The organism is Parapedobacter flavus (genome assembly GCF_035818675.1).
Taxonomy (GTDB): Bacteria; Bacteroidota; Bacteroidia; order Sphingobacteriales; family Sphingobacteriaceae; genus Parapedobacter; species Parapedobacter flavus.
Genome location: NZ_JAYKZZ010000001.1, coordinates 1 through 19,485 on the forward strand (window position 1 = coordinate 1; position 19,485 = coordinate 19,485).

The 19,485-nt window shown below is 50.3% G+C and carries 21 protein-coding genes; 16 read left to right on the forward strand and 5 right to left on the reverse strand.

Translation table 11 applies throughout. The annotated features are described in order from the left end of the window. The first annotated feature begins 216 nt into the window (after window positions 1–216). Entirely contained in the window at window positions 217–819 is a 603-nt protein-coding gene (locus U9S71_RS00005) for a trimeric intracellular cation channel family protein (protein ID WP_326324251.1), read from the forward strand. 10 nt (window positions 820–829) lie between these two features. Here the strand turns inward: U9S71_RS00005 and def are convergent, their stop codons facing one another. Beyond that, entirely contained in the window at window positions 830–1,399 is a 570-nt protein-coding gene (gene def, locus U9S71_RS00010) for a peptide deformylase (RefSeq protein WP_326324253.1), read from the reverse strand. A gap of 129 nt (window positions 1,400–1,528) precedes the next feature. On the opposite strand from def, the gene xseA reads away from it, so the two are divergent. Then, window positions 1,529–2,866, forward strand: coding sequence for an exodeoxyribonuclease VII large subunit (gene xseA, locus U9S71_RS00015; RefSeq protein WP_326324255.1), 1,338 nt, complete (start codon window positions 1,529–1,531; stop codon window positions 2,864–2,866). Next, the gene (gene xseB, locus U9S71_RS00020; RefSeq protein ID WP_326324256.1) at window positions 2,859–3,086 is read left to right on the forward strand and encodes an exodeoxyribonuclease VII small subunit; all 228 of its coding nucleotides are present in this window, start codon (window positions 2,859–2,861) and stop codon (window positions 3,084–3,086) included. The genes xseA and xseB overlap by 8 nt, the downstream gene beginning before the upstream one ends. Window position 3,087: 1 nt before the next feature. On the opposite strand, the gene dctA is transcribed toward xseB, so the two are convergent. Both dctA and nagA read right to left on the reverse strand, forming a co-directional pair. Beyond that, on the reverse strand, window positions 3,088–4,335 hold the full coding sequence (gene dctA, locus U9S71_RS00025; RefSeq protein WP_326324258.1) for a C4-dicarboxylate transporter DctA: 1,248 nt from the start codon (window positions 4,333–4,335) through the stop codon (window positions 3,088–3,090). Next, window positions 4,332–5,444, reverse strand: coding sequence for an N-acetylglucosamine-6-phosphate deacetylase (nagA, locus tag U9S71_RS00030; protein WP_326324259.1), 1,113 nt, complete (start codon window positions 5,442–5,444; stop codon window positions 4,332–4,334). The genes dctA and nagA overlap by 4 nt, the downstream gene beginning before the upstream one ends. A 102-nt stretch (window positions 5,445–5,546) precedes the next feature. Here nagA and U9S71_RS00035 point away from each other — a divergent pair, with 102 nt between their 5' ends. From U9S71_RS00035 to U9S71_RS00075, 9 genes are all read left to right on the forward strand, one after another. Continuing rightward, window positions 5,547–6,290: a DeoR/GlpR family DNA-binding transcription regulator gene (locus U9S71_RS00035; protein ID WP_326324261.1), complete on the forward strand. Its 744-nt coding sequence runs from the start codon at window positions 5,547–5,549 to the stop codon at window positions 6,288–6,290. 12 nt (window positions 6,291–6,302) lie between these two features. Further along, entirely contained in the window at window positions 6,303–7,640 is a 1,338-nt protein-coding gene (locus tag U9S71_RS00040; RefSeq protein WP_326324262.1) for a flippase, read from the forward strand. A gap of 13 nt (window positions 7,641–7,653) precedes the next feature. Continuing rightward, window positions 7,654–8,604 carry a polysaccharide pyruvyl transferase family protein gene (locus U9S71_RS00045; protein WP_326324263.1) on the forward strand — a complete coding sequence of 317 codons (951 nt, stop codon included), beginning with the start codon at window positions 7,654–7,656 and terminating at the stop codon, window positions 8,602–8,604. A gap of 9 nt (window positions 8,605–8,613) precedes the next feature. Then, window positions 8,614–9,354 (forward strand): class I SAM-dependent methyltransferase, encoded by a 741-nt coding sequence (locus U9S71_RS00050; protein WP_326324264.1) that lies wholly within the window; start codon window positions 8,614–8,616, stop codon window positions 9,352–9,354. A 6-nt stretch (window positions 9,355–9,360) separates the two neighbouring features. Next, window positions 9,361–10,122, forward strand: a complete 762-nt coding sequence (locus U9S71_RS00055; protein ID WP_326324266.1) for a glycosyltransferase family 2 protein — start codon at window positions 9,361–9,363, stop codon at window positions 10,120–10,122. A 6-nt stretch (window positions 10,123–10,128) separates the two neighbouring features. Further along, entirely contained in the window at window positions 10,129–10,353 is a 225-nt protein-coding gene (locus U9S71_RS00060; RefSeq protein ID WP_326324267.1) for a DUF3820 family protein, read from the forward strand. A 13-nt stretch (window positions 10,354–10,366) separates the two neighbouring features. Continuing rightward, entirely contained in the window at window positions 10,367–10,996 is a 630-nt protein-coding gene (locus U9S71_RS00065) for a hypothetical protein (RefSeq protein WP_326324269.1), read from the forward strand. A 97-nt stretch (window positions 10,997–11,093) separates the two neighbouring features. Next, the gene (locus tag U9S71_RS00070; protein ID WP_326324270.1) at window positions 11,094–11,504 is read left to right on the forward strand and encodes a DUF983 domain-containing protein; all 411 of its coding nucleotides are present in this window, start codon (window positions 11,094–11,096) and stop codon (window positions 11,502–11,504) included. Between the two features lie 21 nt (window positions 11,505–11,525). Further along, window positions 11,526–12,392, forward strand: coding sequence for an AraC family transcriptional regulator (locus U9S71_RS00075; RefSeq protein WP_326324271.1), 867 nt, complete (start codon window positions 11,526–11,528; stop codon window positions 12,390–12,392). Window positions 12,393–12,399: 7 nt separating this feature from the next. Here U9S71_RS00075 and U9S71_RS00080 read toward each other — a convergent pair whose 3' ends face one another. Then, window positions 12,400–12,759, reverse strand: coding sequence for a phage holin family protein (locus tag U9S71_RS00080; RefSeq protein WP_326324273.1), 360 nt, complete (start codon window positions 12,757–12,759; stop codon window positions 12,400–12,402). Between the two features lie 308 nt (window positions 12,760–13,067). Between U9S71_RS00080 and U9S71_RS00085 the strand changes: the two genes are divergently transcribed. The 4 genes from U9S71_RS00085 to U9S71_RS00100 all read left to right on the forward strand — a co-directional run bounded on the left by U9S71_RS00085 (window position 13,068) and on the right by U9S71_RS00100 (window position 17,697). Then, window positions 13,068–15,539, forward strand: coding sequence for a TonB-dependent receptor (locus tag U9S71_RS00085; RefSeq protein WP_326324275.1), 2,472 nt, complete (start codon window positions 13,068–13,070; stop codon window positions 15,537–15,539). A 118-nt stretch (window positions 15,540–15,657) separates the two neighbouring features. Beyond that, window positions 15,658–16,899 (forward strand): PQQ-dependent sugar dehydrogenase, encoded by a 1,242-nt coding sequence (locus tag U9S71_RS00090; protein WP_326324277.1) that lies wholly within the window; start codon window positions 15,658–15,660, stop codon window positions 16,897–16,899. Window positions 16,900–16,904: 5 nt separating this feature from the next. Then, window positions 16,905–17,363, forward strand: a complete 459-nt coding sequence (gene dtd / locus U9S71_RS00095) for a D-aminoacyl-tRNA deacylase (protein WP_326324279.1) — start codon at window positions 16,905–16,907, stop codon at window positions 17,361–17,363. 7 nt (window positions 17,364–17,370) lie between these two features. Continuing rightward, window positions 17,371–17,697, forward strand: coding sequence for a nucleotide pyrophosphohydrolase (locus tag U9S71_RS00100; protein WP_326324280.1), 327 nt, complete (start codon window positions 17,371–17,373; stop codon window positions 17,695–17,697). 117 nt (window positions 17,698–17,814) lie between these two features. Here the strand turns inward: U9S71_RS00100 and groL are convergent, their stop codons facing one another. Then, window positions 17,815–19,455 (reverse strand): chaperonin GroEL, encoded by a 1,641-nt coding sequence (gene groL / locus U9S71_RS00105; protein WP_326324282.1) that lies wholly within the window; start codon window positions 19,453–19,455, stop codon window positions 17,815–17,817. Between the last annotated feature and the right edge of the window lie 30 nt (window positions 19,456–19,485).

A 19,485-nucleotide genomic window follows, 5' to 3' on the forward strand; every position in this document is an offset into this window, starting at 1 on the left:
ACCCTCAACGAACAACCGCCTCCTCCGAAGCGGGATGCAAAGGTAAGCCAATATCTGTAAATTGCAACATCACGTATGAGATATTGTTTGTCAATGCTCGTGACATGCTATAAATCAATGAGAAAAAATCAAGAAGTATGCTTAATAGCATATGCCAATGCTGTTAAGTGATCGGGAATTATTGTACTTTTACACCAGGTACGTAAAAGAATAGCGTTGGAAATCATCTATTATATCGATCTTTTGGGAACCATGGTCTTCGCAATATCAGGGGCTATGGCAGCAACCCGGAATAATATTGATTTGTTTGGAGCTGCATTTACTGGTTTCGTTACCGCTATCGGAGGAGGAAGTCTCCGCGATATTTTCCTTAATTTACGACCAGTGTGGGTGGATGACGGAAATTACCTGTTAGCGATATTAGTAGGTGTACTCATCGCCGTCTGGTTGCGCAGCATCTTAGGCAAGTTCGCACGGACGTTATTTTTGTTTGACGCGTTGGGAATCGGTTTTTTCACGGTGGTGGGTGTGCAGAAATCGTTGGCTTACGACAGCAGCGGCATAGCCGCCGTGGTACTGGGTATGTTTTCTGCGGTAATGGGAGGTGTTATCCGCGATACACTGCTGAATGAAACTCCCTTGATTTTTCGCCGGGAGATCTATGCAACGGCATGTCTTCTGGGAGCGGCGTTGTTCTTTACGCTCGACTCCCTGGGGGTGGGTTATGTGATCAACGCCTCCCTAACCGTGGTTACTGTGGTTGTCGTCCGCGTGGTTGCCGTGAAATATCGACTAGCGTTACCCCTAGTGGGCGGTTGAACGGAGGCCGTTACCGTTTCCTTCTCGTTGCCGGGAACTTCATTTTGTAATCTACATCAACCTGGCCTCGCGAAATCGAGTCCAATTTACTCTTGATCATCGCTTTGCGGAGCGGACTCAGCTTATCGGTAAACAGCTTGCCCTCGGTGTGGTCGTATTCATGCTGGATAATCCGCGCGGCCAATCCATCTAGCTCGTCTTCGTGCTCCACCCAGTTTTCATCAACATAGCGAATACGGATAGTAGGGTACCTGCTCACATCTTCTCTGATGTCGGGAATGCTCAGGCACCCTTCGTTGAATACCCACTTGTCTCCCTCTTCGTCCAAGAGCTCCGCATTGATGAAGACTTTCTTGAAATCACCAAGCCCCGGCTCATCTTCTTCGTAAGGACTGGCGTCGATGACGAACAACCGTATAGAGCGTCCAATCTGAGGCGCAGCCAACCCGACACCGTTGGCGGCATACATGGTTTCGAACATATCGGCTATCAACTGTTGTAAGCCTGGATAGTCTTTTTCAATTGCTTCACCTTTTCGCTTCAAGATGGGGTCGCCGTATGATATGATGGGTAGTTTCATTCAATGATAATCTTTCTGTATGGTCTCGTAAAGCCTAAATCTTTCACCTGTCCAAAAAAGGAAGGTGCCTCCCTGGCACGTTCACGCGCACAAAGGTAGTGATTTTATAGAAAAAGCTTACCTTTGGTTATGCCTGAGAAATTTTCGGACAAGACGGTGTTTAGCCTCGTAGAGGTAGCTCGCAGTATTCAGAAAACGATTGCCGAACGCTATAAAAGCGTCTATTGGGTGAAAGCGGAGATGAATAAGCTCAATCACTACTCCCACTCGGGTCATTGTTATCCCGAACTGGTCGAGAAGCGCGAGGGGCGGGTCGTGGCTGAAATGCGATCGGTACTTTGGAAAGGCGACTACCAGCGCATCAATCAGCAGTTTATCGAAACCACTAAAGAACCTTTGAAAAATGGTATCACCATCTTGTTCCAAGCTGCTATATCCTATGATCCCGTTTACGGCTTAACCCTACGTATCTTGGATATCGATCCGGTGCATGCGCTGGGTGAACTGCAACGGGAAAAGTTAGCAAGTATCAATCGCCTTAAAGAAGAGGGGGTCTTTAAGGCGAATAAATCCCTCACCTTTCCGGTTGTGCCCAAGCGACTGGCCATCATATCGGTGGAAACCAGCAAGGGTTATGCCGATTTCCTGAAGATATTACAACATAACCCTTGGGGCTATCGCTTTGAGCAAACGCTTTTTCCCGCGTTGCTTCAAGGAGATAAATCTGTGCAGGACATCATCACCCAACTGGAAGGTATTGCAAAACAGCAGGATTTGTATGATGTGGTTGCCATTATACGTGGTGGCGGCGGTGATGTTGGCTTATCGAGTTATAACCATTATGCATTGGCTGTCGCCATCGCTCGGTTCCCAATTCCGGTCCTTACCGGCATCGGCCATTCCACTAACGAAACGGTTAGCGAAATGGTGGCGTACCGGAATGCAATAACGCCGAGCGAACTCGCTGATTTCCTTATCCAACGGTTTCATCGGTTTGCCGAACCGGTTAACCAAGCCCGAGAGATCATTACGCGGAAGGCCCAACAACAGTTGTCCCGGGAACGCAATACGCTGGATGACTTGATCCGGTACTTCCGGCTGCATAGCATCCACTTGGTTAATGGGCAACAGAAAGCGCTTGAATATGGTGCTGTACGGCTGGGTATGGTCAATATCGCTCGTTTGCGCCATGGTCAACAACAGCTGCAACACGCTACACAAACTCTGAAAACGGCAACCTCATCCCTTCTCAAAGATAAACGGTCTGATTTGCTGACCATTGAAAAGACAGTGTACCTATTGGATCCCCGCCACGTGCTCCGGCGCGGGTATAGCATCACCCGCCTCAACGGGAAGGCGTTGAAAAGCACCGAGCCCGTGCGTGAAGGCGACATTGTAGAGACTGTTTTGGCACAGGGGAGCATGACCAGTAAAATAGATAAATTAAAACCGTTGGATAATGGATAACCAATACACGTATACCGATGCATTCGAGGAGCTGCAGACCATCGTATCGGAAATCGAACAGGGGGAAATCTCGGTCGACGAGCTTTCGGAAAAGGTAAAACGGGCAACCCTGCTCATTCATGCCTGCAAGGCGAAACTCACGGCAACAGAAACCGAAGTGAATAATATATTAGCCGGGTTGTCCGACGATGATGCCGCCCCCACAAATGGGGACGGGTAAGCTAGTCTAGCTCTGATTTCAATTGGTCCATATCCAGTTCGTTTTCCCAACGCGCTACCACAAGCGTTGCCGCGGTGTTGCCAATGATATTGGTCAAGGCCCTGGCTTCGCTCATAAAGCGGTCGATACCGAAAATCAGCGCTACCGATTCAACGGGCATATGGCCCACGACAGGTAGCGTGGCGGCCAGGATGATAAAGCCACTTCCCGTTACGCCCGCAGCACCGTTGGAAGTGATGGTAAGCACAAACAGCAAAAATAGCTGATCCATCAGGTTCATGGGCATATCAAGGGCTTTCGACAGGAAAATGGCGGCCATCGTGAGGTAAATAGCGGTGCCATCCAGGTTGAATGAATAGCCCGTGGGTATCGTAAGGCCGACCACCGGCTTCGAACACCCCATCTTTTCGAGCTTCTGCATAATCGCAGGAAGCACCGATTCTGACGATGATGTGCCGAGCACAACCAGTAGTTCCTCCTTTATATAGCGTAGCACTTTGAATATGCTGATGCCATAATACCTCAAAAACGTGCCTGCGACCAAAAAAACATACAGCAGGCATGTGCCGTAAAAGCACAGCATCAACAGGCCTAAAGAAGAAAGCGAGCTGATACCGTATTTGCCGATGGTAAAGCCTATCGCACCCATAGCGCCAATAGGAGCGACCCTCATGATCATCCTGATCACGGCGAATAAGCCATCGAGAAAAGACTGCATTACGCGGATGGCGGGGTCAGCTTTGGCCCCGATCCTAGACAGCCCGTACCCGAATAGTACGGCGAAGAAAAGAACCTGCAGCAGGTTGCCCGAAGATAACGCCCCGAATACGTTTTCGGGGATGATATCCAGTAGAAAGTCCTTAACGCTGTTCTGGTGTTCGCTTTGGGTGATGTAGGATGATACTTCCGAAGTATCCAGGGTCTGTGGGTCTACGTGCATACCCTCGCCCGGTTTAACGATATTGATCACCATTACGCCGAGCAGCATGGCGGCGATGGTAGAGATCTGAAAGTACAGTAACGCTTTCACACCCACCTTGCCGATTTTCTTCACGTCTTCCATCCCCGCAATGCCTAATACAATGCTACAGAAAATCAACGGTGCTATCACCATCTTAATCAGCTTGATGAACCCGTCGCCGAGCGGCTTCAACTGAATACCTACCGATGGATAGAAATGGCCGATTAAAATGCCAATAATAATGGCGATGACGACCTGGAAATAGAGTAATTTGAATAGGTTTTTCATTGGGGTACCCCCCCGAGGAATACGTTTCTCACCGCATAGTCATCGTCAAAGATAACCAAATTGGCGGTCGCTCCGGCGGTAATTCTACCCAGGTTGTCGGCCCCGATAAGCGACGCCGGATATAAAGTAGCCATCCGTAGCGCCTCCTCCAATGGAATCTTTGCGTAGCGTACGCAATTGGCCACCGCCTGCATCATGGTCAATGCCGATCCGGACAGCGTGCCGTCAGGCAACGTATATCGGTCGCCCGTAAAAACATGCGTGTAGGTGCCGGTATCCACAGCTACCACAGCATCGGTAATCAAAAAGAGCCGGTCGCCCAACAACCGTTTGCTGATCGCCAGCGTTTGGTAATCCACGTGTATACCGTCAGCGATGATGCTTGCTTTCGCGGTGCCGTCCTGGAAAGTTGCTCCTGGCAACCCCGGGTTACGGTGATGGAATGGCGACATGGCATTGAAAAAATGGGTCACCGCTTGTATCCCTTTCCGGAATCCGTGTGTGGCCTCCTCAAACGTGGCATTGCTGTGTCCCGCCGACAAGAGGATGCCGTGGTGCAATAGCATCTCGATCACCTCGTCTTCAAACCGCTCTGGGGCGATGGTCATCATCCGTAAGCTCGTGCCAGCACGGTCCAACAGTGCACTAACCTCCGACTTTTCGGGTTTACGTATATAAGACGCTGGATGCGCGCCCCGTTTTTCAGGGTTAAGGTACGGCCCTTCCAGGTGCAAACCCAGAAGCGCCGCATGCTGGTAGTCCTGCATAACCCGCAGGGCTTCATCCACCAGTTCCATTGTGTTGGTTGCGATCGTAATCATGAAGCTCGTGGTTCCCGATTTCACCAGTGCTGCGGCGATTTCATCCGTTGCCGCCGCTGTAGGGTCGGCGGAAAATAGCCGGCTTCCCCCACCATATATTTGCAGATCCACAAACCCCGGTGCCACATACCCGCCCATGGCATCCACGATTTTGGCTTCCGATGGGGTTTCGGCAGCGGGGATGAGCCCAACCACTTTATTTCCTTCGATCAATACCGTTTTTCCACTGGTTAGTTCATCGCCCGTAAATACGGTTCCGTTGGTGATTGCAAGATATGATTCGGTCATGAATACTGTATACGCTATGGTTGTCTAAATGCTTTGCGGGGGTAATAATACAAATTTCTTTAAAATATTCTATCTTTACCCACTTAATAAACCGCTTATACCATGTTGAAGGAAGAACGGCAGGCTTTTATCATTCACCAGATCAACTTGCACAACAAGGTGCTATCGTCAGACCTCAGTGTGCAGCTCAGTGTCTCTGAAGATACCATCCGGCGCGATTTGAACGAATTGGCCGAAAATGGAAAAGTACTCAAAGTATATGGCGGTGCGTTGTCCAAGTCGTTCCAGTATCCCTTTAAGGAGAATAATGTATACGCCCGTGATTCCAAGAAACAAATTGCCAGCAAGGCGCTCAAACTGGTGCAAAATGGCATGACGGTACTCGCGGGCGGGGGCACAACGATGCTCGAACTGGCACGTATCATCCCCGAAAGTCTTCAATGTACATTTTTTACCATCAGTCCGCTGGTGGCCCTCGAACTGGCCGAGCGGACGAATGCCGATGTTATTCTTATTGGCGGTAAACTTTCGCGCAATACCAATATCAGTATTGGCTCGCAGGTCATCAATCAATTATCGGAAATCCGGGTCGACCTGTGTTTGCTGGGTACGAATAGCCTTTCCGTAGAAGATGGTGTTACCGACTCCGACTGGGAAGTGGTGCAGATCAAGAAAGCCATGATCCGTTGCTCCAGTAAAACCGCCATCCTCAGTATCGCCGAGAAACTAAATTCCGTGCAGAAAATGAAAGTCTGCAGCCTCAACGCCATTTCTTACTTAGTAACCGACCTGGATCCCACGCATGGGAGTTTGGCAGGTTTCGGAAAGGTAGTAGACGTGGTATAGCGAATCAGTTTGATGAACATCCCGTCATTACCCGGTTTCAATCCAGAAGCTTTCAACAAGTATCTTAAGAATGCCGGGTGGTTGATGGTGGCCCGTGTAGGTGCGATTTTCATCAAGATGGTCGTTACGGCCATCGTTATACCCAATTATTTGGGTAGCAGCCTGAATGGTGAGCTGAACTATCCGCTCGTGCTGGTTTCTTTTTTTGCCGCGGCCTGCGCACTGGGCATGGATAGCTTCGTTACGCGCCAGTTGTTGCAGCAACCTGAAAAGGAACACACCATATTGGGTACAGCGTTCCGGTTGCGGCTGGTTGCCTCAATTGTGGCACTTCCCTTGATTTATGCAACCTACTTGGCGATTGCTCATTACACGTCGGAGCCGCAGGCAGCACCTTTCCATTATATCCTGATCGTGTCGTTTGTCTGCCTGTTCCAGTCGGTCAATATCATCGATTGTTTTTTCCAAGCCAAGGTACAGGGCAAATACATCATGTACATCCAAGTAGGGGCCAACCTGCTTTCTGCCGCGGTAAAACTTGCCTTGGTTTTCGGGCAAGCCACGGTAGATTGGTTTGTTTGGGCGCTCCTGTTCGATGCAGTTTTTCTTGCAGTGGGATACTTGTATGGTTACGATCGGCGCGGCAATCGGCTGGTCAACTGGCGGTTCAGTTGGCGTATGGCCAAGCATTTACTCCATTACTCCTGGCCCCTTGCTTTTTCGTCGGTTGCCATCATTTTATATATGAAAATCGACCAATTGATGCTCGATGCCTATTTGGGTAAAGCGGTATTCGGGGTATATGATACGGTAGTGAAGCTCAGTGAAGGCTGGTACTTTGTCCCGATGGCCATTGTCACCGCGCTTTTTCCAGCCATCATGAATGCGCGCCGTGACGACCCCGTCCGCTATCGGCGACGGCTGCAGCACCTGTATGAATTGATGACGATGGTGAGCGTTGCCATTGCGGTGGTTATCACCCTAGCCGCACCGCTTATTTACCGCACGTTCTACTCGGCAGAATATGCCGCCGGCGCCCCCGTGCTCACGGTTCACATTTGGGCAGGGGTATTTATGTTTCTGTACGTCGCCACCGGCCAATACCTGCTTGCTGAAGGCTACACGCGTATTTCGCTGGCCCGGGCAGTGACTGGGGCTGTGATCAATATTGGATTGAATAGCTGGTGGATTCCGGAATATGGCATGATTGGTGCTGCTTATGCCACGTTAGCCACCTATGCCAGCACGGCACTATTTGTTATCTTCGTACCCAAAACGCGGGCGCAGGGATGGCTGATGCTCGAAGCGTTATTTTTCATACCGACCATCCGGCGGTTGGTCAAACGATAAGTGTAGCAAACACATGCCAAAAATTATTTTCGATACCTCAGTAGGTACCACCAATCTCGGCGACCACATCATCATGGACGCGGTCAATCGGATTTCCGATGAATTGTTCATGGACGATTTCGTCATCAACGTGCCGACCCACTTTTCCATCCATCCGAAAGACCTCCACAAGTTCCGAAAATACGATACGGGCATTGTGGGAGGCACCAACCTATTGAAAAATAATACCCTCCGGAAGAGCCAATGGAAGGTCGGCATTAAAGACCTGTTCGCTTTACGGCATAAAGCGGTACTGCTTGGGGTAGGGTGGTGGCAATACCAGGACAGGCCGGTATCCACCTATTCCAGGATGATGTACCGGTCTTTGTTGTCTAAACGATACCTGCACGCTGTTAGAGATAACTACACGTTGCAGAAGCTAGCCGAGATCGGCATCAAAAATGTTATCAATACCGGCTGTCCCACGGTGTGGGGGCTCGACGAACCGCATTGCTCACAGATTAACCCCAAAAAGCGCGATACCGTTATCACCACGATTACCGATTACATGCGCGATACTGACCGTGATCGGCGGATGTTCGAAATCCTGAAAAAGCATTACCAGAAGGTATATGTGTGGGTGCAAGGTTCGAAGGACCGGGCATACATCGAAAGTTTAACGTCCGATATTGGCTATGTGGCACCGAAACTATCCGCATTCGATTCTTTTCTGGAGCGGGAACCCTGCGAATACGTGGGAACACGCCTCCACGCCGGTATACGGGCATTGCAGAAAAAGAGGAAAGCCATTATCATCGGCATCGACAACCGAGCGCTCGAAATGCGAAATGACATCGCCTTGAACGTACTCGAACGCCAACGCATCGATCTGCTCGAAGAGAAAATACACGAAGAAATGAGCGTTAAACTGTATCTCGACAAAGATGCAATACATCGCTGGACAACACAATTCAAGTCAATATAACGATCCACTGTGGTAGCGAAGCTTAAAAAACTGTATAACAAATCCTTATTCCAGCCCACGCTTTTCGGACTGTTTTTCAACCCTTTCTTTATCATCCGCAGGGGGCTGTATAATGGGGTAGCCCAATTCAGCGGGCACCTGCACGGCAAACTGTTGGATTTCGGTTGTGGCAGCAAACCGTACAAAGCGCTGTTCGCCGTGTCCGAATATGTAGGTGCAGACATTGAGGTGAGCGGGCACGATCATCGCAGCGAGGAAATTGATGTCTACTACGATGGCAACACATTGCCTTTTGCCGACGAATCGTTCGACAGTATTTTTTCCAGTGAAGTCTTCGAGCACGTTTTCAACCTCCCCCAAATCCTCGATGAGCTGCATCGCGTACTCAAACCCGGCGGGAAAATGCTGATAACGGTGCCTTTCGTTTGGGATGAACACGAAATCCCATACGACTTCGCTCGTTACACCTCATTCGGACTGAAACACATCCTGCAAGAAAAGGGATTCGTGGTTGTTCAGGAAAAAAAGACGACCAATTACGTAAGCACGACGTGCCAGATGTGGGCCGCCTATGTTTATCAACACATCTTTCCGAAACATAAAGGAACGCGAATAGCGCTTACGCCGTTGTTTATTACGCCGATTACCCTTTGCGGACTGCTGCTGTCTGCTATACTGCCGAAAAACATGAATTTTTTCCACAACAACGTGATGGTTGTGCAAAAGCCGGCAGAGCGTTCCAATAGTTGATGGCCAATGGAAAGTACGTTTTTACCTACGCTCACTGTCATCACCGTTGTTTATAACAATGTGGCCGACATCGAACGGACGCTCCGTTCGGTCATCAACCAAACCTACCCGCATATTGAGTATGTGATTGTCGATGGTGGATCGACCGATGGTACGGTCGACGTCATCGGTAAGTATGCCGATCAGATCGCCCGGTTTATCAGCGAGCCCGATAACGGAATATACGATGCCATGAACAAAGGACTTGCGCTTGCCACGGGCGATTACGTCCTGTTCATGAATTCGGGTGACGAGATTTATACCGTCGACACCGTAGCCACGGTATTCGCTACCGCACCCAACGCCGATATCTACTACGGTGAGACGGAAATGTTCGATGCCCGTTGGCAATCGCTCGGTCTGCGGCGGCACGCTATCCCAGAACGGTTCCATTGGAAAAGCTTCCGTTACGGTATGAACATCAGCCACCAGGCCATTTACATCCGGCGTAGCATCGTCAGCCAATATGATTTACAATATCAGCTGAGTGCCGATATCGACTGGGTCATCCGGGCGGCAAAGGCCGCCCGGAAAATCATAAACACCAAACGTATCGTAGCCAAATACCTCGTAGGGGGGATGTCTAAAAAACGGCACTGGCAGAGCCTGAAGGAGCGTTTCCAGATTTTCAGCAAACATTATGGATGGTTGCCGAATGTATTCAACCACGTTGTTATCGCTATTCGTTTAACAATATACTACGTGAAGTATGGTAAAACTAATGACTGATTATTCATGACGCCCGAAGAAACCATGCAACGATTGGTGACGACCAAAATGCCTTTTGGCAAGTACAAGGACACGCTTATTTGTAACCTGCCTGAAGCCTACTTGGTTTGGTTCCACCAACAAGGATTTCCCAAAGGCGCCATCGGCATGTTGCTGGCAACGATGTACGAAATCAAACTCAATGGACTGGAATACCTGCTCGTCCCGCTTCGAAACAAAAGCAAAAAATAGTCGTTTATAACATATGAAACATCATGCGACTTTATTCCCAAACGGCTTGGCCGCTGCACTGATCGGTCTTACGCTCACCGCATGCGGCGGCCCCAGCGATACCGATCGTACCACACTCACGGATAGTTCGGCTACAGAAGTTTCCCAAGCCGCCACCGCGGAGCGCTTGGCGCTGGTACCCGGAACGTCTGTAGGCCCTTTCAAACTCGGCGACGCCGACAGTTTGGTTCACCAACAACTCGGTCGACCCGACCATAGCAATGCGGCTATGGGAAAGGCAGTGCTGATTTGGTATGCCGATACCGCCAGTGGGTACCCATTGTCCATATTCACCACCCGAGACATGGGCAATGACGAAACCGCCCGGATACAGCAAATCAGGGTGACGTCGCCAACCTTCGAGACCGCTGATTCGATCCATGTGGGCTCCACGCTTACCCAAATCCGCACCGCTTATCCGGTCACGGCCATTGAAACCTATAGTCAGGCCGGCGAGACCTATACGGTTTACGAAGCCGACGATGGCATCGCATTCGAAGTTGGGCCTGATGACCACTGTGTGGCCATCATCATTCATCAAACAGATGCGGGTATGTCCAGCTACCTTCCGCTACGACCCTCAATGACCTCGAACAGTCAGTAAAAAGTACCATAAGATACCCGTATCTTACCAGTGGAGCTTGTTTGATGTCGTTATCTTTGCAGCAAAAAGAACAGGCAGATTAAGCGTGGAGAATATCATGGAAAGAAATCACACCCCATCGGTTCTCAAAGCGGCGCTGCAAGCTAAATGCCCGCGGTGCCGCGAAGGGAATATGTTTACAGGCAAGACCTATGCACTCAAAGCCCAAAAAATGAACGAAACATGCCCCCACTGTGGGTTGCGTTATGAGCGCGAACCGGGCTACTTTTATGTAGCCATGTTTGTGAGCTACGCATTGGCGATGGCCGAGATGATTGTGGCCTGCATGGGCTTCTACCTCTTTACGGGCTATATGGAAGGCCCGTGGCCATATCTTATCGCTACCATCGGTACGGTCATTGTGTTTTCACCGCTCAACTACCGTTATTCGCGGGTCGTCTTACTTTATTGGCTCACGCCGGGCATTAGTTATCAGCCCCAAACCAAAAGCGTGCCCGAAAAGCGGTAAAAAATCAGTATACTTACAGCCATGACTCGTCAGGGCTATCCGGTATATGACATTACGGGGTTTGCGACCTACCAATCGGAATTCTTGGTCGGCCCCTTTGCCCCCTACATTGTGCGGCACCATAAGCTGCATGTGCCGCATGGCCATACCTTTTACCATTTGGTTTATTTTACCAAAGGTGCCGGGTACCATACCATCGACTTCGATCGTTTTGAAGTGCGTCCCTACCAATTGTATGCGATGGTGCCGGGCCAGGTTCACCGTTGGAATTTCGACGGGGAAGTAGATGGCTATGTGCTTAACTTTTCAACCCAGTTTTTCCAGTCTTTTCTGCTGCGCCCCGATTATATCGACGAATTTGCTTTCTTTCAAGGACAGGCTAAACAATCGGTGCTCGATATCCCCACAGATTTACGCCCACGGATTACCGCCCTCTTTGAAGAGATGGTGCCGCTAAGCGCCGCCGTAAGCATGCTTACAATCGATAAGCTGCGAGTGTTGATGCTGAAGTTATTCTTAGACCTAGCCGACCTGCAGAAGCCTGCGCAGCCTTCGCCGCAATCTTACAATGCGGTTTTATTGCGCAACTTCAAGAAACTTGTGGAAAAGCATTATGCCGAACTCCGGTTACCTAAGGATTATGCGGCCATGCTCTACATTACCCCCAACCACCTCAATGCCATTTGTTCAGACCTATTGGGCCAATCAGCGGGAACCGTGATACGCGATCGCGTTGTCTTGGAGGCCAAACGGCTCCTGGTAAACCCCGAGCTATCCATCGCCGCCATCGCCGACGTGCTCAACTTCAAAGACAACTCGTATTTCAGTAAATTTTTCAAGAAATATGCCGATACCACCCCTGAGACCTTCAGGCGGAATATGGGATGACTAGCTTCTAGTCCGCTTCCTTTGAACCAAAAACACTGTTCAATAGCATCTGTATCAGCGCCACGATAATCGCAAACACCGCTGCCCACCAGAAATTCGCCACCTCAAACTTGCTACCCATGAAATAGCTGGTGAGTTGAACCATCAACACGGTGATGATAAACGAAATGAGGCCCAATGTGAGCAGGTTGAGTGGAAAGGTGAATACGCGCAACACCGTGCCTAACGTTGCGTTCACAAAAGCGATGATGAATCCCGCAACAATCGCCCAACCGAACCCCGCGACACTCACCGCCGAGGCGGGGAGAATCAGGGCTGCCAAAAATACAGCCAGGCCGGTTAATAGTACATCAATGATAAACCGCATAACGATATTTTTTGATTTATACTTGCGTAATACGAATATCGGTTAAATTGTTTGGTTTCTTACAAAAAAGTCGTCGGCATTCATTACGCACCGCTTAATCATAATAAATTATGTACCTTTGCACCATCATATAGGGGTGCCTTGTTTTGTACAAGAAAACACAAATAAAGGCTGAGATCATACCCATTGGTGCTGCGGCGCCAAGCACCTGATCCGGATAATGCCGGCGGAGGGAGGTAAGTTAAATAATTACGCTGCTATGAACCCCTTATAGCAGTGGTGTTTAACTAAAATTTACAAGTTACAAAATGATTAAAAAGTCAATCGCAGGGATTGCGTTTTTCACGCACGTCGTCATGGCTGTCGCCGTGGCACAGCACAGCATCACCGTATCCGTAACCGAGGCAAGCAGCGGTAAACCGATGCCGGGCGCTTCCATTCACCTCGGAGGCACCATGTATCAAGGGAAGGCCAATACCGAGGGTTTGGCAACCATTCGCCACATCAAGGGAGGTAGCTACTCTATCGTGGTTAGCCACCTCGGCTACCAAACGGAAAAGCAACGCGTTACGGTAGCTGGAGACCAACGAGTTGATGTCGCGTTGCGACAGGCGGCGCTGTTAACCGATGAAGTGGTGGTCCAGGCTACGCGTGCCACGGAAAATACGGCGACGACCTACAAAAACATCAGCAAAGCGGATATCGCCAAGAATAACGTGGGGCAGGATATCCCTTTCCTTCTCGACCAGACACCCGGCGTGGTCATTTCGTCGGATGCTGGCGCAGGTATCGGATACACCAGCATGCGAATCCGCGGTAGCGATGCGCAGCGGACCAACGTTACGGTCAATGGCATCCCACTCAACGACGCGGAAAGCCTGGGTTCGTTTTTCGTCAATCTGCCCGACTTCGCCTCTTCCGTGGATAACATCCAGATCCAGCGTGGGGTAGGCACATCCACCAATGGGGCCGGTGCTTTTGGCGCCAGTCTCAATATCCAAACCAACACGCTTAATGAAGAAGCGTACGCTGAACTCGATCAGTCCATTGGCTCCTACCGTTCACTGAAAAATACCATCCGGCTCGGCACGGGTCTCATCGACGGCAATTTCAGCTTCGACGGACGCCTTTCACGCATCAGCAGCGACGGTTACATCGATCGGGGCACCTCCAACCTCCAGTCGTTCTTTCTGTCCGGAGCCTGGCACGGCCAGCATAGCCTGTTGCGGGGCAACGTGTTCGGCGGTAAAGAAAAAACCTACCAAGCCTGGTACGGTACGCCTGAATCGCGGCTCACGGGCGATGTGGCTGCCATGGAAGCGTATGCAGCAGATGATGGGCTAACGCCCGAAGAAACCGAGAACTTGCTGAACTCCGACCGGCGGTACAACAAGTACCTATACGACAATGAAACCGATAACTACCAACAAACGCATTACCAATTGCTGTTTTCCTCCACGCTCACGGACGAGCTTACGCTCAACACCGCATTGCATTACACCCGGGGGAAAGGTTACTATGAGCAGTTCCGTAACCAGGATGAATACGCCGATTACGGATTGTCGCCCATCACCGTGAATGATGGTACCATAACCGAAACGGACTTGGTGCGTCAGCGGTGGCTAAACAACCATTTCTATGGTGGCACCTACTCACTTGTGTACGAAAGCGGGAATGGCTTCGAATTCACGTTGGGTGGCGCCTACAATAGCTACGATGGTGGGCATTACGGCGATATCGTGTGGTCACAGTATCCGTTGGCTACTAACGGGGCTTACCCGCTTTCAAAGGACGACGGCTTCAGCACCGCCTATCGCTATTACGATGGTGACGCTACCAAGACAGACTTCAACACCTATTTTAAAGCTTCGTACCAACTGGACGAGCTGTCGTTGTTCGCAGATGCGCAGTACCGTCGTGTCGATTACGCCATTACCGGGATCGATAACGACCTGCGCGACCTAACGCAGGATGCATCGTTCGATTTTTTCAATCCGAAAATTGGGCTTACGTATCAATTGTCCACCGCAAGTAATGTGTATGCTTCTTATGCATTGGCGAATAAAGAGCCGGTGCGGAGCGATTTTACCGACTGGCCCATTGACCAAACGCCCAGACCCGAGCAGCTACACGACATCGAGGCTGGTTATCGCCTCAGGGCCCATCGGTTCAATATCGGCCTGAATGGTTATGCCATGTTGTATAAAAATCAACTGGTGCTAACGGGCCAGCTCAATGACGTGGGCAGCACCCTACGGCGCAATGTAGACGATAGCTACCGCATCGGTTTAGAGTTCGATGGGCGTTGGGCACCCAATACCTGGTTTGCGTGGGCGGCAACACTGGCCTACAGCCAGAATAAAATCAAGAACTTCACGGAAGTGGTGGGCGATGTGGAGAACTTTTACTCCACCACCGATATTTCGTTTTCGCCAAACTGGGTGGCCTCCAGCGAGCTGAGCTTTAAGCCCTGGCAACCGTTTGAAGTGGCGCTGCTCAGCAAGTACGTATCGCGCCAGTACCTGGATAATACCGGCAACGCAAGCCGGAGCATAGATGGCTTTTTCGTAAACCACGTCCGCGCAACTTATCATACGTCGTTCTGGAAGCTGAAGAATATCGGCATCACGTTATTGGTCAACAACGTATTCAATGAGAAATATGCATCAAGCGGATACACCTGGGGTTACTATTTGTCAGAAGCCGATCGGGTAGACTACAACTTCTATTATCCGCAAGCAACGGCCAATTTCCTGTTGGGGTTGAACCTCAAATTCTAGCGGGTATATGAAAAAGGGCAAGCGCCGATGTAAAATAATCGTGCGCTTGCCGTTTTAATGCACCATTGGCATTGATATTGTCGGAAAAATGTCGTTACCTTTAAGCAAAATTATCGTTATGCGACATACATCCAAATCAATTGCGGCTATTGCGGCATTATCGTTCGTGATTTCATCCTGCGATTCGTCCGCTTCCAAGGAAACCGTTGAAGAAACACCGGCCGATTCGACATACGCGCCCGTGGAAACCAAAGAAGCCAATACAGACTATGCGCCTGCTTTCGAAGGGCAAACACGGGTGGCTGGTGTGAAAACCACGACCCCCTTTGAGGCAAAAGTATTGACGGAAGGGCTTGATCGGCCTTGGGGCATTGCCAGTTTGCCCGACGGCAGGCTGTTGATTACTGAAAAGGAGGGGACACTCCGTATCGCCACGCAAACCGGTGAGCTTAGTGAGGCCATCACCGGCCTGCCGGCTGTTAACGCAAAGGGGCAGGGCGGATTGCTGGGCGTCACCATCGACCCCGATTTTGACAGCAACCGCATGGTCTATTGTGTGTTTTCCCAAGATACGCCCAACGGTACATTGACTGCCGTGGCTAAAGGGCGGTTGGCCGATGATGAAAAGACAGTCGAAAATGCACAGGTCATTTACCAAGCCACACCGGCTCATAAAAGCAACCTGCATTATGGCGGGCGCATCTTGTTTGATAAAACCGGGAACCTCTTTGTCAGCACCGGCGAGCGTTCAGATATCGAAACCCGACCGTTGGCCCAAGATTTGAATGCAGCGCTAGGAAAGGTACTACGCATCACGCCAAACGGTGACCCCGCTCCAGGCAACCCTTTTGAAGGGAGAAGCGATGCACGCCCCGAAATTTATTCGTACGGGCACCGCAATGTGCAGGGGCTCGCATTCCATCCCATTACGGGTGACCTTTGGGAGGGCGAATTCGGCCCCCGCGGCGGCGACGAGATAAACCGTGTCCAAGCTGGTAAAAACTACGGTTGGCCCACCATTACTTACGGCCTTGAGTACAACGGCAACAAGATCGGTGATGCCATCCAACAGCAAGAAGGCTTGGAGCAGCCGGTATACTATTGGGACCCCGTACTATCACCGAGTGGAATGACTTTTTTTGCGGGTAATTCCATTCCCGAGTGGGAGAACAATCTATTCATAGGAGGATTAAGCAGTGTACATATTGCCAGGTTGGTTATTAAAGACAACAAGGTTGTCGGCGAAGAGCGGCTGCTGGAAGACGAAGCCCAACGCTTCCGGGATGTGCATCAAGGGAAAGATGGCGCGCTGTATGCCATTACAGATGGTGGTAGACTATACCGCATCGGGAAAAAATAAGAATAGTGCGGGCGGTTATTCAACGGGTCTCCGAAGCCTCCTGCGAGGTTGAAGGACACATCGTGGGCTCAATCGGGCTAGGCTTTGTGGTGCTATTGGGTATTGAAGAAGCAGATGAGGAAGGCGACCTGCAGTGGCTAGCCCAGAAAATCGCCAATCTGCGGGTTTTTGGTGACGGGGAGGGGCTAATGAATAAATCTCTGCACGATATTCAGGGTGATGTCTTGTTGATTTCGCAGTTCACCCTATTTGCGCAGACCAAAAAAGGAAATCGCCCGTCATTTATACGTGCAGCGAAGCCCGATAAGGCCATACCGCTGTATGAAGCCATGATTGCCGAGCTTTTCACAAAGGTAGGTAGGGAGGTAGCTACGGGAGTATTTGGAGCTGACATGAAGGTCTCTCTCGTGAACGATGGGCCGGTCACCATCGTGATGGATACGAAAGACAAAGATAATCACTGATTGGAGTATGACGATAAAAGAAGCCCAGGAAGTAATCGACCAATGGATAAACACCACTGGAATCCGGTATTTCAACGAACTCACCAATACCGCTATTCTGATGGAAGAGGTGGGGGAGGTGGCCCGTATCATGGCGCGGAAATACGGTGAACAATCGTTCAAGAAATCGGACGAAGCGGTGGACCTAGCCGATGAGATGGCCGATGTACTTTTCGTGCTGATTTGCCTAGCCAATCAAACGGGGATCGATCTCACCGAGGCGTTGGCAAAGAACCTCGAAAAAAAGCAAATCCGCGATGGCGATCGGCACCGCAATAACGAAAAGCTCCGGTAAGAAGAACGGAGCGGACGGGCTAACGACAAAAAAGTATAAATACAAAGGCGGCACACCTTTTCGGGGATGTGCCGCCTTCTGCGTTTATGATGGACTCCCGCTAAGCGGGAGCAATGATTACATCATTCCGCCCATGCCGCCGCCCATCGGGGGAGCACCTGCACCTGCAGCTTTTTCATCTTCTGGCTCGTCTGCCAACACCACTTCGGTGGTCAACAGCATGGCCGCGATAGACGCCGCATTTTCCAAAGCGATGCGCGTAACCTTTGTGGGGTCGATAACGCCTGCACCGATCAGGTTTTCGTAAGCACCTGTACGCGCATTGTAGCCAAAGTCGTCCTTGCCTTCGCGCACTTTTTGTACCACAACCGCCCCTTCTACAGCAGCATTGTTGCAGATTTGACGCAAGGGCTCTTCAATGGCACGTTTGATGATTTCGATACCAATGCTTTCGTCTTCGTTGGCACCTTTGAGGTCCTTTAATGATTCGCTCGCACGGATAAATGCAACACCACCACCCGCTACGATACCTTCTTCAACCGCAGCGCGGGTAGCATGAAGCGCATCGTCTACGCGGTCTTTCTTCTCTTTCATTTCCACCTCGGTGGCAGCACCGACGTACAGCACCGCTACACCACCGGCCAATTTAGCCAAACGTTCCTGCAATTTCTCGCGATCGTAGTCTGATGTCGTGGATTCGATTTGTGCCTTGATTTGGCTTACACGACCCTTAATATCGTCCGAGTTGCCCGATCCATTGATAATCGTGGTATTGTCTTTATCGATAACCACTTTTTCAGCCTGACCCAAATATTCGAGCTCGGCATTTTCCAGTTTGAATCCTCTTTCTTCAGAGATGACGGTACCACCGGTAAGGATGGCGATATCTTCCAGCATCGCTTTACGGCGATCGCCAAAACCAGGTGCCTTAACAGCGGCCACTTTGAGCGATCCACGGATCTTGTTGACAACTAAGGTGGCCAATGCTTCGCCGTCGAGGTCTTCCGCGATAATCAGCAAGGGTTTGCCCGTTTGAACTTGTTTTTCCAAAATGGGAAGCAGTTCTTTCATATTGCTGATTTTCTTGTCGTAAATCAGAATATATGGATTTTCCAAGTCGGCTTCCATCTTATCCGTATTGGTTACGAAATAAGGCGACAGGTAGCCACGGTCAAACTGCATACCTTCAACCGTTTTCACTTCGGTTTCTGTACCCTTTGCTTCTTCCACGGTGATCACACCGTCTTTGCCCACCTTTTCCATGGCTTGGGCAATCAGCGCACCGATTACTTCGTCGTTATTCGCCGAAATGCTAGCTACTTGTTTGATTTTGTTGTTGTCTTCACCAACAGTCTTCGACTGGCTTTGGAGGCTTCCTACCACGGCGCTAACTGCTTTGTCAATACCGCGTTTCAGGTCCATCGGGTTGGCGCCAGCAGCAACGCTCTTCAAACCCGGTGCAATGATGGCTTGTGCCAGCACCGTAGCCGTCGTGGTTCCATCACCAGCCTGATCGGCGGTCTTAGAAGCTACTTCCTTCACCATTTGAGCACCCATGTTTTCCAGGGCGTCCTTCAGTTCGATTTCTTTTGCTACGGTAACCCCGTCTTTCGTAATAGACGGCGAACCGAATTTCTTTTCAATGATGACATTACGTCCTCGTGGACCCAATGTCACTTTCACCGCATTTGCCAACGTGTCTACACCTTTTTTGAGGATGTCACGTGCTTCGACATTATACTTAACTTGTTTTGCCATTTTTCAATTGATTTCAGATTCGCTGAACAA